This window comes from uncultured Maricaulis sp., assembly GCF_963975345.1.
In the GTDB taxonomy this organism is placed as follows: Bacteria; Pseudomonadota; Alphaproteobacteria; order Caulobacterales; family Maricaulaceae; genus Maricaulis.
Genome location: NZ_CAXBGE010000013.1, coordinates 1 through 16,259, shown reverse-complemented (window position 1 = coordinate 16,259; position 16,259 = coordinate 1). Strand labels below are relative to the sequence as shown.

Here is a 16,259-nt window from a genome sequence, read left to right as displayed (position 1 = left end):
TCAAGGTGTCGCTTCGGCGCGCTTGGCCGCGACGTAATCATTCACCAATTCGGTCAGAACCGGCAGTGGCAGTGAGCCATTCGTCAGAACGACATCATGGAATTCGCCGTAATCGAAGGCGTCGCCCAATTCGGCCTGGGCGTAATCACGCAGGGCACGAATGCGCATCTGGCCGGTCTTGTAGGCGGTCGCCTGGCCAGGCCAGACGATATAACGCTCGACCTCGCGCGTGATCTCTTCCTCGGTAAAGGAGGTGTTGGTGCGCAGATAGTCGATCGCCTGCTGGCGGGTCCAGTGCATCGCGTGGATACCGGTATCGACGACCAGCCGGCCAGCGCGCCACAGCTCGTAGGAGAGGCGGCCGAAATCCTGATACGGGTCGGTGAACATCCCCATATCCTTGCCGAGGCTCTCGGCATACAGGGCCCAACCTTCGCCAAAGGCCGGCAGATAGAGCAGGCGCTGGAACATCGGCGCGTCGGTGTCTTCCATGGCCAGGGTCAGCTGGAAGTGATGCCCCGGAATGCCTTCATGATAGGCGAGGGTTTCCATCTGGTAGAGCGGCAGGTTCCGCATGTTCAGCGTATTGGCGTAGAAAGTGCCCGGACGCGTGCCGTCCATGCTGCCGGTGTTGTAAAAAGCGGTCGGCGCGCCGGCGGCGCGATAGGGCTCGACCTGTCTGGCCACCAGTTCACCGCTTGGCATGGTGTCGAAATAATCCGGCAAGACGGTGCGGACGCGGTCGAAGATCGCATCGATGCGCGACATGTATTCGGCGCGACCTGCATCGGTATTGGGCAGGTAGAATTGTTCGTCCGTGCGCATGAATTCAAAGAATTCAGCCATCGTTCCGTCAAAGCCGACCCGGTCCATTATGTCCTGCATCTCGCCATGGATGCGTGCGATCTCGTCGAGCCCGGTCTGATGGATCTCTTCCGGCGACAGATCGTCCATCGTGGTGAAATTGGCCAGTTGGGCCTGATAATAGGCTTCGCCGCGCGGCAATTTCCAGGCGCCGTCGCGATCATCGGTCATTTCGCGGTGACGCTCGAACATCGCCAACAGGTCTCTATAGGTGGGGCCCACCACATCAACCAGTGCGGTGGTCGCGCGGGCAATCAGGTCGGCCTTGGCGGCGTCGTCGATCTCGAGCGCATTTACCTTGGCGGTGAAATCGGCCAGCAGCGGCGAGACGCTATCGCTGTCGTCAAACGGGGCACCGGCAATCAGCTGGGCGGTGTTGTCGATCAGATAGGTGAAGGCAAAGCGTGGCGGGATCACCCCGGCTTGGGCGCGCGCTTCAGCCTGATCCATCAGCTCGTGCAGGATCGGGCCTATGCCATCGAGACGGCGGATATAGGCTTCGGCCTGGTCGGTATTGGTAATGCGGTGCTGGCTGATCAACAGGGTCGGCATGCCGGTATGCGGGCCGAACATCTGGGTGAAGACATAGCGCTGGTCACGGAAGGCGTAATTGCGGATCCCGGTTTGCTGCAGATATTCAAACACGCGGTAGGACACCCGCGCCTTGGCCTCGAGCGCGTCAATATCGAAATTATTGTGCAAGTGGTCGAGACGTTCGATGCGGCGATCATTGGTCGCTGCGGCATCGGCATCGTCAACCGCGTCCCAGCGCCCATAGGCGTCGAGATCATCGACTTGGCCCAGCTGGGTCTGGGTTTCCGGTGAGCGCGCCAGATCCTGTGCGAACAGATCGGCGAACCAGGCATTGAGCCGTTGCGTCTCGGTCTGCGCGGCCTCGGTGGTCTGTTGTGCTGGCGCGGCGCTACCCGTCGCGGCGGGTTGCGACGGCGAACACGCCGCCATCAGGGCCACCAGGGACACCGTCAGCGGTGCCATGAATATAGAACGCATCATTCCTCCCTGCCGGCTTGCGTGGACGCTGTGTCCGCTGCCGGTCGTAACTGGGGCTGTCCGGAGAGAGCCTGCTCGACCGGCAAGGTCAGGGGTTAACCCGGTTCGGTCAAGCCCAGCGTGCCGCAGGATTAGCCAGGGAGGGTTGCGGCGGAGGCGGGGATGATAAGCGCCTCCGCCGCAGTTGGATCAGTTGGCGCTGCGGGCTGCGAGCTTGGCGGCAATCCAGTCATTGACCAGTTGTTCAAGCAGCGGCAGCGGGATCGAGCCGTGGGTGAGGACGACATCGTGGAATTCGCCCCAGTTGAAATCATCACCCAATTGCGCCTGCGCACTCTCGCGCAATTGCAGGATCGTCATCATGCCGATCTTGTAGGACACGGCCTGACCGGGCCAGACGAAGTAACGGCGCACTTCTTCCTCGATATCGCCGCGCGTATTGGCGGTATTTTCGAGCATGTAATTGACGGCGTCTTCCTGGCTCCAGTGCATTTCGTGGATGCCGGTATCGACGACCAGCCGGGCGGCGCGGAAGACTTCATAGGAGAGGCGGCCGAAATCCTGGTAGGGATCAGTGAAGAAGCCCATATCCTTGCCGAGATGCTCGGCATACAGGCCCCAACCCTCGGCATAGGCCGAATAACCCTGCAGACGCTGGAACATCGGCGTGTCTTCGAGCTCCTGGGCCAGCGCGATCTGGAAGTGATGCCCCGGTGCGCCCTCATGATAGGCGAGGGTCTCCATCTGGTAGACCGGCATTTCGTCCATATGGGCGAGATTGACGTAATAGGCGCCAGGACGGGAACCATCGAGCGATCCGCTTTCATAGAAAGCGCCAGTTGCGGTCGTGATACGGTATTGCTCCACGGCGCGCACTTCCAGCCGGCCGGTCGGCAGGCGGTCGAAAAATTGCGGCGCCCGTTCCATCACATGATCGATCAGGCTGGTCGCTTCCGACAGATAGCGGGCGCGGCCTGCATCCGTATCGGGATAGTAGAATTGCGGGTCGGTGCGCAGGAAAGCGAAGAAGTCCTGCAATGAACCCTCAAACCCGACCTGGTCCATGATCTGGTGCATTTCGAGGTGAATCCGATCGACCTCGTCCAGACCGATCTGGTGGATCTGTTCCGCCGTCATGTCGTCGCGCGTGGTGTAATTGGCCAGTTGGCTGCGATAGTAAGCATCGCCATCGGGCAGCGCCCAAGCGCCATTATTCTCGCCGCCGGTCATTTCATTGTGGCGGGCCATCACCGTGATCAGATCGCGATAGGCCGGCCCGACAGTGTCGGTGAGATCGGCGATGGCGCGATCAATCAGCGCCGTCTTGGCCGCTTCGTCGATATCGAGCGCATCGACCTTGCCGCGGAAATCGGCCAGCAGGGGCGAATCCGTGCCGCTCTCGTCGAAGGGCGCGCCGGTGATGATGCGTTGGGCGGCTTCCATCACGATCGGGTAGGCAAAGGCTGGCGCCAGAATGCCGGCTTGAGCGCGCTCATCGGCCTGCTCGGTATAGAAGCGGATCTGGTCGCCCAGCGTTGAGAGCCGCGACAGATAGGCCTCGGCCTGGTCGACATTGGCAATGCGGTGATAGCCGATCAGTACGGAGGGAAGATCGGTGTGCGGTCCAAAAAACTGGGTGAAGATATAGCCGTGATCGCGGAACTCGGCTTGGGCGGTATCATTGTCCGTGATGAAGTCGAAGAATTGCCACGACACCTGGGCGTCCGGCGTCAGCGCGTCGAAATCGAAATTCGCGTGCATGTAATCGCGCGCTGCCTGTTCGCGGGCCAGGCTTGCATCGGATGCCTCGTCAGAAGGGTCTTCCCACTGACCATAGGCCTCGAGGTCGTCGATCATGCCGAGATAGGTCTTGTAGAGCGGGTGATAGGCGAGCTCGGCATTGAACTCTTCGTCGAACCAGGTGTTGAGCCGTTGGGTCTCTGTTTGCGCGGCGGCGGCCGTCTCAGTCGCGGCGCTCTCGGACGGAGCGGTATTTTCGGCAGTCTGCGGCGAGCAGGCGGCGAGCAGAACGAGTGCGCTGGTACTGGCCAGCATTGATCGAAATGACATGGCGGTTGATCCCCTTGGAAGTCGAAAATTGACTCTTTCTTAACGTGCCCGGGCCAAGCGTAAACATAATTAACCGTAACCCCGATTCTCTTTGCCCGCTAAGGCCAGACACGTGACCGGACCTGAAGTCCTCGACTTTGCACGCGATGCAATCTGGCTGACTCTCGCAATGGCCGGTCCGATCATGCTGACCGGTTTGGCGGTGGGCATTGTGATCGCGCTGTTTCAGGCGCTGACCCAAATTCAGGAAATGACGCTGGTTTTCGTGCCGAAGATCATCGCCATTTTCGTGTCGATGTTGCTCTTTCTGCCGCTGATGGGCGCTTTGTTGTCCGGCTTCATGGCCGAGGTGGTCCAACGGATCGTCAATCCATGATCCCCGATCTGCCAGGACTGGTCTTCGCCGCCGGGCTGGTGTTCGCTCGTGTCGGCACAATTTTGATGCTGATGCCCGGCTTCGCCGAGCCGAGCATTCCGGTGCGCATCCGGCTCTCCTTCGCGCTGTTGGTGGCGCTGATCCTTGGCCCGATCATTGCGCCCACCCTGCCGCCCATGCCGGCTGAGCCGCTGCCATTGGCCGGGTTGGTGATGGGGGAGATGCTGATCGGGTTGATGATTGGTGGCATCGCGCGGATGCTGATGTCGATGGCGGCCATCGCCGGCCAGGTGATCGGCATGCAGAGCGGCCTCGCCTTCGCCCAGACCTTCGATCCGTCGCAAGGCCAGCAGGGGGCGATTTTCGCGACCCTGCTCAATCTGACTTTTTTGGTCCTGATGTTCGCGACCAATCTGCACCATCTTCTGCTGCTGACGACGAGCAATTCCTACCTCGTCTTCCCACCGGGCGAATTGCCGCCAATGGCCGATGCCGCCGCTTGGGCGCTGCAGGCCTTAAGCGATGCCTTCCGACTCGGTGTTCAGATCGCGGCACCGATGATTGTGTTCGGATTGGTCTTTTACCTGGCGCTCGGCGTGCTCTCGCGCCTGATGCCCCAGGCCCAGATATTCTTTATCGCCATGCCGTCCAACATCATGGTCGGGCTCTTCATCCTCACAATATCGCTTGGCGCCATGAGCGCGGTCTGGCTCGACCGCATGCGCCAATTCGCGATTGATCTGAACTGAGGGGGACGGGATGGCCGAAGGCGAAGACGAAAGTCAAAAAACCGAAGAACCAACCCAGAAAAAGCTCGACGATGCCCGCGAGAAGGGTGATGTCGCCAAATCGCAGGAAATCCCTGGCTGGTTTATCCTTGCGGCCGGTCTGGCCCTGCTCAGCTTCATGTTCCCGCCGATGGCGCGCAATCTGGCCGGCACGCTGGTGGTCTATCTTGAACAGGCCGACGCCTTCGCCGTCGAGCCGACCGCCATCATGGCGATGATGCGCCAGACCGCCTGGCATGTTGCGGTCATCGTTGGTATCCCGATCCTGATGCTCGCCGGGGCCGGTTTTGCGGGCCATTATTTGCAACAGGGCATGATCTTCACCACCGAAAAGATCCAGCCCAAGCTGTCCAAGATCAATCCGGTTGAGGGCTTCAAGCGCAATTTCGGCCCGCAGGGCGTCGCCAACTTCCTCAAGGGGATCGGCAAGATGGGGCTCGTTGGCCTCGCCGCCTTCGTCGTGCTGTGGCCGAAGCGCGAATTGCTCGCCGGCATGCCCGGTCTCGATGTTTCGGCGATCCTGATCCTGGTTCGTAAAATCTCAATTGAACTGCTACTGGCCTGTCTGGTCGTTTATGCGCTGATCGCGGCAGCTGACTACGCTTTCCAGAAGCAGAGCTTCATGAAGCGTAACCGGATGTCGAAGCAGGAGATCAAGGACGAGCACAAGAATTCCGATGGCGATCCCATGGTCAAGGCGAAACTGCGCCAATTGCGCCATGAACGCTCGCAGCGCCGGATGATGGCGCGGGTGCCCGAAGCAACCGTGATCATCACCAACCCGACCCACTATGCCGTCGCGCTGCTCTACGAACAGGGCAAGACGGCCGCGCCGATCTGTCTCGCCCTCGGCGTCGACGAGGTGGCTTTGCGTATCCGCGAGGTCGCCAAGGCGCATGATATTCCGATTGTCGAGGATCCGCCTTTGGCCCGGGCGCTGTTCGCCACCGCCGAGCTGGATCAGGAAATCCCGGTCGATCACTTCAAGGCGGTTGCCAAGATTATCGGCTATGTGCTGTCACTTTCGCGTGGCCGCGCACAATATGCGCCGAGCGAGTAGTCTGTACTCCTGATTGATTGATTCGTGCTGGAGCCTCCCATGGCTGAACTGCCCGCCGCAGACAACGCTGCCGAGACCACGGCAAGCCGCAAATCCTTCTGGTCGAAGCCTTTCGGGCGCGTCGCCTTCTGGGTCTGTGTCTTCATTGTCGTCCTGGCGGCGCTGGCGGCCCTGTTTGCGGCCGGCCAGGATGGCTGGCAGGGCTTTGTCCTGTTGTCAGGCTTGGCGGCGATCGGTTTTCTGGTGCTCTACGCGATTGCCGCCGGTGAAACGGCGGGCCGCAGCATGCGCAAGCGGATCAACCGCAATCAGGCCCCCAGCGCCGCGATGCTGGCCGGCCAAGCGATGGAATCCTTCCCCGATCCGGTGCTGATGACCGATCAACGCGGTGCCGGTCGCTGGGCCAATGCCGCCTATCGCGACCTCGCCCTGGCGGCAGCCGGCTTTGGTCAAAGCTTCGGCATTCCCGGCATTGACCGCATCTGGTCCGGGGCCGGTGGCGGTGATGGCGCGGTTTATCGTCTGGCGCGGGCTGCGGCACGCGGCGAGGGCGCCTGTGAACTCCTGCCGCCGCTTGAACTGGCCGATGGCAGTATCGGTCAATATCATCTTGAAGCCCTGCCGCAGCCGGATCAGATGATCCTGTGGCGGCTGACGCCGATTGGCGACCGTTCGATGGGGCAGGCCTCATCGATGGCGGACTGGTCGCAACACGCGCCGGTCGGTCTGTTTTCGCTGCGTCCGACGGGCGAGATCGCGATGGGTAATGCGACCTTACGCGGCTGGCTCGGCCTGATCGAAGGGCAGGGCTTTCCCGCTCTCGGTGACGTGTTGACCGGCGATGGCGCCAAGGCGGTGCTGCAGACGCGCGGCGGAGAAGGCGTGACGCGGATTGATTGCCGTTTGCGGGCCCGTGACGGGATTGAGAGCCCGGTCGTGGTAGCGATTGAATGGGCGCCGGGTGAACCGTCCATCGGCCGCGGCGTGCTGTACGGCCTGTCTCCGACCGGCTCGCCTCCGGGCGTGGCCCAGTCGATGGGCGAGGCACGGCCCGCCGGACGCACGCTCGACGACATGTTCGCCAGCGCGCCGTTCGGCGTCGTGCGCCTCGATGGTGCCGATCCGGAAACCGCGATGATCGAGGACGTCAATCCGGCCCTGGTTCAGCTCTCGGGCGGCAAGGCGATACCGGGGGTCAAATTCTGCGAAATCTTCAACTGGGAAGACGGCCGCTCGGCGACCGACGCCTTTGCAGTCGCCATGGCTGGCGGCAAGGAGCCGGCCGAGGCGCGGCTGGACGGCGAAAGCGCCGCCTATGTCCACCTCGCCTTCGCCCCGGCGCGCGGCGGCAAACGGGTCGCCTATATTATCGATGTGACGGCGTGGAAGGAACTCGAGCGGCATTTCTCGCAAGCCAACAAGATGCAGGCGGTCGGCCAGCTGGCGGGTGGTGTGGCGCATGATTTCAACAATCTCCTGACTGCGGTCCGGCTTAATTGCGATGAATTGCTCAATCGTCACCCGGTCGGCGATCCCGATTATGGCGAGCTGCAATCGATCAATCAGACCGTGGTCCGCGCTGCCGGCCTGGTGCGCAAACTGCTCGCCTTCTCGCGCAAACAGACCTTCCGCATGGAAGCGATGGATATCGGCGATCTGCTGTCGGACGTCTCGGTCCTGCTGCGTCAGATCGTCGAAGAGACGGTGCGGCTCGACATCATCCATGGTCGCGATGTGCCGATGATCAAGGTCGACAAGGGCCAGCTGGAAACCGCAATCATCAATCTCGCCGCCAATGCCCGCGATGCGATGCGCGACCAGGGCGGCGGCTCGCTGGTGATCCGCACATCGGCGCTTAGCGCCGAGGATGTCCGCAGGGCTGGTGGCCCCAATCCACGGCCGGGGCCGTGGGTCTCGATTGCCGTCAGCGATGAAGGTCACGGCATGGATGCCGAGACGCTGGAGAAAATCTTCGAGCCATTCTTCACCACCAAGGAGGCCGGCAAGGGCACCGGTCTCGGCCTCGCGACCGTCTATGGCATCGTCAAACAGTCTGGCGGTTTCCTGTTCGCCAGTTCCGAGCTTGGCAAGGGCACAACCTTCACCATCTACCTGCCTGGTCACGAGCCGACCGAAGCGGAACATGCCGAGTTCAAACAGGCCGAGGAGGCTCGCGCCGTCGAGCCGGTTCCCTCTGATCTGTCCGGCCATGGCCGCATCCTGCTGGTCGAGGACGAGGACGCGGTGCGCCATATCGCAGCCAAGACATTGGCCAAGCGCGGCTATGACGTCGTCGAGGCCTGCGATGGCGAGGAGGCCTATGAGATCCTCGAGGATGACAAGGAAGGCTTCGACCTGTTGCTCTCCGACGTCGTCATGCCCGGCCTCGACGGTCCCGGCCTGCTGCAAAAGGCACGGCACATGCTGACCGATACCCGCGTCGTTTTCATCTCCGGCTATGCTGCCGAGGAGTTCTCCAAGACCCTGTCGGAAGAACAGGAAGTCTCCTTCCTGCCCAAGCCCTTCACCCTGACCCAACTGGCCGAGAAGGTGAAACAGGAGATGTTGAAGCGGGCCGAGAAAACCTGATCCGGCGCGAGATATGGCTTCAGGCCGACAGGCGCTGACGCAGATGCTCGCCGGCCCGCAGGGCGATGGCAACCAGGGTCAGGGTCGGATTGACTGCGGCCGATGAGCAGAAGACGCTGGTATCGACGATGTAGAGATTGTCGACTTCATGGGCGCGGCAATCGGCATTGACGACGCTGCTCGTCGGATCATCGCCCATCCGCGCCGTGCCGCATTGATGCGCGGTGCCATAGATCGGCAGTAATTGCTGGACCTGGAAATGATGGTCGAGGATGACGCGCTTGCCGTCACAAAACCCGTCCAGCGCCCGATCAAACTTCTTCACCAGGCGCTTGTGACCCGACAGGTTATTGTGGGTGTAGTCGAGATGGATCTGGCCATTGAGCCAGCGGATGCGGTTGTCCGGCTGGGGCAGGTCTTCGGACAAGACCAGAAAGCTGAGCATGCGACGTGCCAGGCTGTCGGCGATGAATTTCGGGATCAGCTTGTCGGCGAGCGGGAATTCGGTGTCGAGCTGGCCCTCCAGCATCGGGCCTTCCATGTATTCCAGGCTCTGGATGTGGCCCATCGGGAAATCATAACTTCCATCGGGATCGCCCCGGTAGAAATCATTGATGCCGAGCGTTTTGGGGAAACGCGTTTTGGCCTTGTGGGAGCTGGCTGAAATGACCGCCGTCATCGTGTGAAACATGTAATTGCGCCCGACCTGGTCTGAGCCGTTGGCGAGGCCATTGGGATGCCGAGGCGTCGCCGAGCGTTGCAGCACGGCCGCCGTATTGGCAGCACCGGCGGCCAGCACGACGATGCCGGCGCTATAGACTTCCTGCCCGTCCGGCCCTTCGCAGACGACGCCGGTGACGGTGCGCCCGTCGGTGCCGGTCTCCAGACGGTTGACCAGCCGGCCGGTCAGCAAGGTGACATTGGGATGCTTCGACAGCGGTTCGATGGCGATCGTGCGTGCATCCGACTTGGCCTTCACCAGGCAGGGAAAGCCGCCGCAGGTCTCGCAGCGTATGCAGGCGCTGTGCACCGGGTCATCATCATCGCGCTGCACGCCCAGCGGCAGGGTGAAGGGCTTCCAGCCCTGGTCATCGCGCAGATGCGCCATCAGGCGGGCCACTTCATCATCATGACGGATACCGGGATGGGCATAGGGGCCGCTGGTTGGCGGTTCGGCCGGATCCTCGCCGCGATTGCCGCGCACGCGCCAGATCTGTTCGGCTTGGTCATAATAGGGCGCCAAATCCCCATAGCTGATCGGCCAAGCCGGTGAGACGCCGTCCTCGTGCTGGACAACCTCAAAATCGGATTCGCGCATCCGCATCAGCACGGCGCCGTAAAAGATCGTATTGCCGCCGACCCAGTAATGGCAATTCGGGACGAATTGGCTGCCCGCCTTGTTGACCCATTTCTCGTTCGTCCGGTATTTGCGTTCGATGAAGACCGTCTTCGGATCCCAGTTCTCGACTTCGCGTGGCAAATGTTCGCCGCGCTCGAGAATCAGGATGGATTTGCCGGTCTCGGCCAGCGACTGGGCGACGGTACCGCCGCCAGCGCCCGATCCGATGATGATCACGTCGTAGGTTTTGGACTGGCTCATGAGAGCTCACTTTCCTGTTTGGCCAGCGCGCCTTGGCCGATGCGGATCAGGGGCAGCAGGAGGGCGTCGGGCAGGAGTTTGAGCGCCGTCACGATCGCCTTGTTGTGCCAGCCGGGCACGTGCACGGCGCGGCCGACGGCATTGGCGCGCAGGCTGCTTTCTACAACAGCCGCAGCGCTCTGGACCCAGAACCCGCTGCTCGCCGTGCTGGAGGGCATGTTGACGCTCTGGAACTCGGTCGCGGTCGAACCGGGACAGACCGCCGTCACCTTGACGCCATGCCCGCGCACTTCTTCGCGCAGCGATTGCGAGAAGCGCAAGGTAAAGCTCTTGGCGGCGGGATAGAGGGTGTGGCCGCTGCCGCCCGGCGCAAAGGCGACGATCGAGGACAGATTGATCACCCGGCCCCAACGCCTTGCGACCATCGCCGGCACCAGCGCATGCGTCAGGGCGCAAACCGCCATCACCGACGTCATGATGAAATCGCGCTGCGCTGGCCAGTCGGCCTCAAGATAATCAGGGGCGATCGAATAGCCGGCATTATTGACCAGAATATCCGGTGAGACCCCGGCAGCGTCGAGCGCGTCGATAATGCGCGCGCCGGCATCGGGCACAGACAAATCCTGGGCAATGACCAGCGCCCTGATGCCGTGGGCCTTTTCAAGGCTCTGCGCCAGACTGTGTAGCCGATCCTCGCGCCGTGCAACCAACACCAGATCGCACCCGCGCCGCGCCAGCGCCTGCGCAAACGCCTCGCCGAGCCCGGCCGAGGCTCCGGTGATCAATGCGGTGCGATGGGGGAGGGGTTCGATAGCCATGGCCGTGTCCCATTCTGTTTCCTGTTGTCGCCGCAAGTCAATTCGAGGCTCTGAAAAGGGGACAGGTATATTTAACGCGCAGTCTGTCCGTTTCGACCGCAATGGCACCGTGGTGCGGGCGCGTTAAATATACCTGTCCCCTTTTCACGTTGCGCCAAAATCTCCACGCCGTTTCCGGCTGGAGGGATAAGTGGGTCACCTCGCAATGGGAGGTGTGTGGGACGCCGGCGGATGCCGGAGTTGAGGTAGATGAATGGGGGTGACATTCGTGACGTCCCACCAATTCTTCCTGGAAAAGATGGGAGATTTGGTCGGACGCCTTGCGGCCCCCGTCTCGAAATATTCAGGGATGCACGGTCGAGCCCTGATGCCGCTCTTCCCCAATCATGGCCTCACCGGAACTTGGGCTGTCAAACCTTCGTGCGGATGAGCTCCACGCTCCCGATCGCCGCCAGTGGCTGAGCTCACGCCTCCCGTGCGACCGGAACAGCTGGAGTATGCGCCAGCGTGGAGGGGGTGGGGATAAGTTTGGCCAAAAAAGCGTCATTCCAGCGCAGGCTGGAAGCCAGCTCGTCGAGCGGAAGCGTGCGAAAACTAGCGCTTAATCAAATAGATGCCAGTGAGTGAATCTGGGTGCCAGCCTGCGCTGGGATGACGCTGATTTGTGGCTTTGGTGTGGGATAAGTCGCGAATTCATACTCCAAACCAACACATCATTTTCCCCCGGAGGAGCGCAACGAATTCCGGGGTCTGCCATCAATCGAGAGCCTGGCTGGATTCCTCTCCGGCGGGCCCCGGAATAAATCCGGTGGAAGTAGAGTTTTGTATTTATTGAGAAAACCCGTCCTGACCCCCGCCGCACCCGCCATCCTCACCAGCTCCGCCCCGGACTGCGTCCGGGGCGGAGCTGGTGAGGGTCTCGCGCTGCCGGTCGTGGGCGGGCAGGGCGCGCGCGGACTCAAAGGCGCCGGCAGGGACACATCGTGAATTGCCTTCATACAATTTCCCCGCTCGCCAATCGACGCTAGGCTTCACCGCGTGAGCCGATGACGGAGCGAATATCGATGGACGAACTGACGCAAGCGAGACTTCAGGTGGTGCGCGATCATATGCGCCTGGAATGCGAACATGACTGGGACGCGGTGATCGCGACCTTCCAGCACCCGCGCTATGAAATGCAGGGCATGGAGACGGTTTTTGACGGCGAGGAGGCCGTGCGCGGCTATTTCGCGACCTCACGCGCGGCATTTCCGGATCAGGGCAATGAGATCATCGCAATCGGCGCCGGTGGCGACAGCGTTCTGGTGGAGTTCTGGTTGACGGGAACGCATCTCGGTCCGCTCAAATTGCCGACGGCCGATTTGCCGCCGACGGGCCGCGCCTTCCGGCTCAAGATGATGGCCAGTTTCGAATTCGCGCCGGGCTCAGACAAAATCGTCTGCGAGCGGCCCTATTTTGACCGACTGGCCTTGCTGGCGGCGCTGGGGCTGGGTTGACGCGTCAGAGCCCCTGCGCATTGAGCAGGGCGCGGTATTCGCGGACTTTCTGGACATAGCGCACCGGCTCCTGGCCGCGGGCATAGCCATAGCGCAGGCCGCGATAATGCGTCGGGTCGGACAGAAGCGGCAGTACGCGGGCCAGATCTTCCCAGCTGTTTTTCTCGAGCCCCTGGCGCTCGGCCAGGGTGCGGGCGTCATACATGTGGCCCATGCCGACATTATAGGCAGCCAGTGCGAACCAGACCCGATCCTCGCCGGTGACGCCGCTGGGGACGCGTTGATAGAGGTCTTCCAGATAGGTGGCGCCGCCGACAATGCTCTGGCGCGGATCGGTACGGTCTTCGACGCCGACGCGTTCGGCGGTCGACAGTGTCAGCATCATCAATCCGCGCACGCCGGTATCGCTGATGGCGTCAGGGTCCCAGTGCGATTCCTGATAGGCTTGTGCGGCAAGCAGGTCCCAGTCGAACGTGGTCCGCTCGGCCGCCAGTTCGAACCAGCGCTCATATTGCGGCAGCCGCGTTTCGACCCGGTCGACGAAGCTGGACACATCAACATAGTTGAAATCGCCGAACTGGCCGAACCAGTTTTCGTCCAGCCGTTCCAGCAAATCGCCTTGGTGGATCTGGTTGAACCAGCTGGCCAGCGCATCGCCAAGACCGTCGATATGCTGCGAATAGGCCCAGGCCAGCGATTCCTCGCCGGTCAGATCCATCGCCACCACCAGATCGGGATGACGGCGGCGGGCGAAGTCGGCCAAGTGCGAATCGGCGATGGTGCAGTCGAAATCCCCCGCATCGACCGCTTCAAGCAGCGGCATGGCCGACCCGGCGCGGCGTTCAGTCCAGTGCAGCGCCTGCGGGCGGGCGGGCAGGGCCTGTAGCGTCTCAAGATAGCTTGAACCCGCCAAAACCACGATGCGGGCCCGGCCCAGATCGTTCAGCGATGTCGGCGCCGGTCCGCCATTATGGCAGACCAATTGCTCGGTCACGGTCTTGTAGGCCGGGCCGAACAGCATGTGGGCTTCGCGTGATGGTGTGACGGTTAGACCGGCCGCGGCGATATCGCCCTCGCCATTGGCGAGGGCGGTTGTGAGGGCTGTGATCGAGGGTCGAGTCTCGAAACGCGGCTCGACACCGAGACTGGCCGCAAAGGCCCGCACGAGATCAACTTCATAGCCGCTGGGGCCATCCTCGCCGGGCATATAGCTCGTCGGCCCTTCCAGAGTGAGGACGATCAGACTGCCGCGCGCCTGCAGTTCTTCCATGGAGGCGACGCCGCTGGGCACCGCCGCCGGGCCGCAGCCCGCCAGCACAAATAGGATCACAATCACGAGGAGATGGCGGCTTGAGATCATCATCGTCAAGATAGGCGCTCGCTGCGCGCTCGCCAAGCCGCCTGCGGTGGCATCGTTTTGTTCCGTTTTGTTAACCATAAATGTTCCGCTTGTGTTCCGGAACAAAACTGGTACGTTGTGTCTCGGTTGCCCGTGACCGAGGGGCGTGAAATAAGGGAATATCGATATGAGCAAGGGCGCGATTCGACTCGTGAACGATTCAGGTATGGACAAGAAAAAGGCGATCGAGGCGGCGTTGAGCCAGATCGACAAGGCCTTCGGCAAGGGCTCGGTCATGAAGCTCGGAGCCAAGCCGGCGATGGAGATCGAATCGATTTCTTCCGGCTCGCTCGGGCTCGACATCGCGCTCGGCATTGGCGGTCTGCCCAAGGGCCGGATCGTTGAAATCTACGGCCCTGAAAGCTCGGGCAAGACGACGCTGGCGCTGCACACGATCGCCGAGGGGCAAAAGCTCGGCGGGGTCTGTGCCTTCATCGACGCCGAACACGCGCTTGATCCGGTCTATGCCGGCAAGCTGGGCGTTGATGTCGCTGAACTTCTGGTGTCGCAGCCCGATACCGGCGAGCAAGCGCTGGAAATTGCCGATACGCTGGTGCGTTCCGGTGCGATTGACGTGCTGGTGATCGATTCGGTCGCCGCCCTGACACCGCGCGCCGAGCTCGAAGGCGAGATGGGCGACAGCCTGCCCGGCCTGCAAGCCCGTCTGATGAGCCAAGCGCTGCGCAAGCTGACCGGTTCGATCTCGAAATCGAAATGCATGGTCATCTTCATCAACCAGATCCGGATGAAGATCGGCGTCATGTTCGGCAGCCCTGAAACCACAACGGGCGGCAATGCGCTGAAATTCTACGCTTCCGTCCGGCTCGACATCCGCCGCATCGGTGCGATCAAGGACCGTGACGAAGTGATCGGCAATCAGACCCGCGTGAAAGTCGTCAAGAACAAGGTGGCGCCGCCCTTCCGCGAAGTTGAATTCGACATTCTCTATGGCGAAGGCATCTCCAAAATGGGCGAGCTGATCGATCTTGGCGTCAAGGGTGACATCATCGAGAAGTCCGGTTCCTGGTATTCCTATAATTCGGAACGTATCGGTCAGGGCCGCGAGAATGCGCGCAAATTCATGATCGACAACCAGGCCATGGCCAAGGAAATCGAAGCCAAGGTCCGCGCCAATGCCGGACTGATCGCTGACGTGCTGCTCGTCGGCAAGGATCTCGACGAGGATGAAGCCGCCGCTGGCTGACCAATCTGCTCCGGGCGTTGCTGCGCAGCGCCCGGAACAACCACGCTCAATTAACCGCTTTGCGGTATGAAGGTGCCGCAAGGCGTCCAGAATGGCTGAGCTCCCGGATGGGACGCAGCCAGCTGGGGACCTGAAGCGTTTTGAGCGGGGGTGTGTTTGTGGCGGTCGGAATGTTGGTACATCTGGAGCGAAAGCTCCGGATCTTTGTCTTTAGCGCGATTGTCACACCTGTCGATCTCGACTTTGTCGGCAAACTCTATGTAGATCGCGAACACTTCCGCTATGATGATCTTGAGATCGCTTATTTCACGCCTGACGTGTCATTGGCACAGATCGATGCCGATGATCTTGGCGGCTTGGCGGATGTCTATTTTGAAGCGCAGAGAGCGCGCGGCGAGGTCTTTTCCCAAAACTCGGTCTGGACCATGCCGGACCAGGTTCGAAGCGAGGCGCGGTTATGGCGCGAATTCACTCGCGACGCGGAGAATTCCAACAAGCGCCGCCGGTATGTCGACTCGCTTCAAGCCGCCGTTGAGGTTCACGGGTTTCCGCAGGCTTGGTTTGACGATATCCGGCAGGGCACAGGCTTCCACCAGTTCGGTGATGTCACGGCCCTGGCGACAGCGGTCTGACGGCACCGGCTTGCGCAGGCCATCGCGTTTCCATATCTCCTGAAAACTGCTAACGCAGCGGCTTCGGCCGGGCGCCGCAAACACGACGCGATACAGGATGATATGATGGCCAGCTTGCGCGATATCCGGGCGACATTTCTCGACTATTTTGGTGCCAATGGCCACGAGGTCGTCGCCTCCAGCCCGCTGGTGCCGCAGGACGATCCGACCCTGCTATTCGTCAATGCCGGCATGGTCCCGTTCAAGAATGTCTTCACTGGCAAAGAGACCCGGTCCTACCAACGTGCGACCTCGTCACAGAAATGCGTCCGCGCCGGCGGCAAGCATAATGATCTCGACAATGTCGGCTATA

13 protein-coding genes are annotated in these 16,259 nt (G+C 61.5%); 8 read left to right on the top strand and 5 right to left on the bottom strand.

Translation table 11 applies throughout. From position 1 onward, the window contains the following. Nucleotides 1-1,878, bottom strand: coding sequence for a DUF885 domain-containing protein (locus tag AAC029_RS13620; RefSeq protein ID WP_339748769.1), 1,878 nt, complete (start codon nucleotides 1,876-1,878; stop codon nucleotides 1-3). Between the two features lie 186 nt (nucleotides 1,879-2,064). Further along, nucleotides 2,065-3,945 carry a DUF885 domain-containing protein gene (locus AAC029_RS13615; RefSeq protein ID WP_339748767.1) on the bottom strand — a complete coding sequence of 627 codons (1,881 nt, stop codon included), beginning with the start codon at nucleotides 3,943-3,945 and terminating at the stop codon, nucleotides 2,065-2,067. Nucleotides 3,946-4,057: 112 nt separating this feature from the next. On the opposite strand from AAC029_RS13615, the gene fliQ reads away from it, so the two are divergent. Genes fliQ through AAC029_RS13595 form a run of 4 tightly spaced genes read left to right on the top strand, consistent with a single transcriptional unit; the run spans nucleotide 4,058 to nucleotide 8,758 of the window. Next, entirely contained in the window at nucleotides 4,058-4,321 is a 264-nt protein-coding gene (gene fliQ, locus AAC029_RS13610; RefSeq protein ID WP_339748765.1) for a flagellar biosynthesis protein FliQ, read from the top strand. After that, nucleotides 4,318-5,070: a flagellar biosynthetic protein FliR gene (gene fliR, locus AAC029_RS13605; protein ID WP_339748762.1), complete on the top strand. Its 753-nt coding sequence runs from the start codon at nucleotides 4,318-4,320 to the stop codon at nucleotides 5,068-5,070. Before fliQ ends, fliR begins: the two co-directional genes overlap by 4 nt. 10 nt (nucleotides 5,071-5,080) lie before the next feature. Beyond that, the gene (gene flhB / locus AAC029_RS13600) at nucleotides 5,081-6,169 is read left to right on the top strand and encodes a flagellar biosynthesis protein FlhB (protein WP_339748758.1); all 1,089 of its coding nucleotides are present in this window, start codon (nucleotides 5,081-5,083) and stop codon (nucleotides 6,167-6,169) included. 39 nt (nucleotides 6,170-6,208) lie between these two features. Next, a complete protein-coding gene (locus AAC029_RS13595; protein WP_339748756.1) occupies nucleotides 6,209-8,758 on the top strand; it encodes a response regulator in 2,550 nt (849 codons plus the stop codon). A gap of 19 nt (nucleotides 8,759-8,777) precedes the next feature. Here AAC029_RS13595 and AAC029_RS13590 read toward each other — a convergent pair whose 3' ends face one another. Further along, the gene (locus AAC029_RS13590; protein ID WP_339748753.1) at nucleotides 8,778-10,358 is read right to left on the bottom strand and encodes a GMC family oxidoreductase; all 1,581 of its coding nucleotides are present in this window, start codon (nucleotides 10,356-10,358) and stop codon (nucleotides 8,778-8,780) included. Beyond that, complete coding sequence (locus AAC029_RS13585) at nucleotides 10,355-11,176, bottom strand: SDR family oxidoreductase (protein WP_339748750.1); 822 nt, start codon at nucleotides 11,174-11,176, stop codon at nucleotides 10,355-10,357. Before AAC029_RS13585 ends, AAC029_RS13590 begins: the two co-directional genes overlap by 4 nt. Before the next feature lie 1,064 nt (nucleotides 11,177-12,240). Between AAC029_RS13585 and AAC029_RS13580 the strand changes: the two genes are divergently transcribed. Beyond that, nucleotides 12,241-12,672, top strand: a complete 432-nt coding sequence (locus AAC029_RS13580) for a nuclear transport factor 2 family protein (RefSeq protein WP_339748747.1) — start codon at nucleotides 12,241-12,243, stop codon at nucleotides 12,670-12,672. A gap of 4 nt (nucleotides 12,673-12,676) precedes the next feature. On the opposite strand, the gene mltF is transcribed toward AAC029_RS13580, so the two are convergent. Further along, on the bottom strand, nucleotides 12,677-14,035 hold the full coding sequence (mltF, locus tag AAC029_RS13575) for a membrane-bound lytic murein transglycosylase MltF (RefSeq protein WP_339749090.1): 1,359 nt from the start codon (nucleotides 14,033-14,035) through the stop codon (nucleotides 12,677-12,679). A gap of 202 nt (nucleotides 14,036-14,237) precedes the next feature. Between mltF and recA the strand changes: the two genes are divergently transcribed. The 3 genes from recA to AAC029_RS13560 form a co-directional block, all read left to right on the top strand. Next, the gene (gene recA / locus AAC029_RS13570) at nucleotides 14,238-15,275 is read left to right on the top strand and encodes a recombinase RecA (RefSeq protein WP_339748745.1); all 1,038 of its coding nucleotides are present in this window, start codon (nucleotides 14,238-14,240) and stop codon (nucleotides 15,273-15,275) included. Nucleotides 15,276-15,445: 170 nt separating this feature from the next. Next, on the top strand, nucleotides 15,446-15,907 hold the full coding sequence (locus AAC029_RS13565) for a hypothetical protein (protein ID WP_339748743.1): 462 nt from the start codon (nucleotides 15,446-15,448) through the stop codon (nucleotides 15,905-15,907). 105 nt (nucleotides 15,908-16,012) lie between these two features. Then, on the top strand, nucleotides 16,013-16,259 hold a 247-nt coding region (locus AAC029_RS13560), incomplete at its 3' end, for an alanine--tRNA ligase-related protein (protein WP_339748741.1).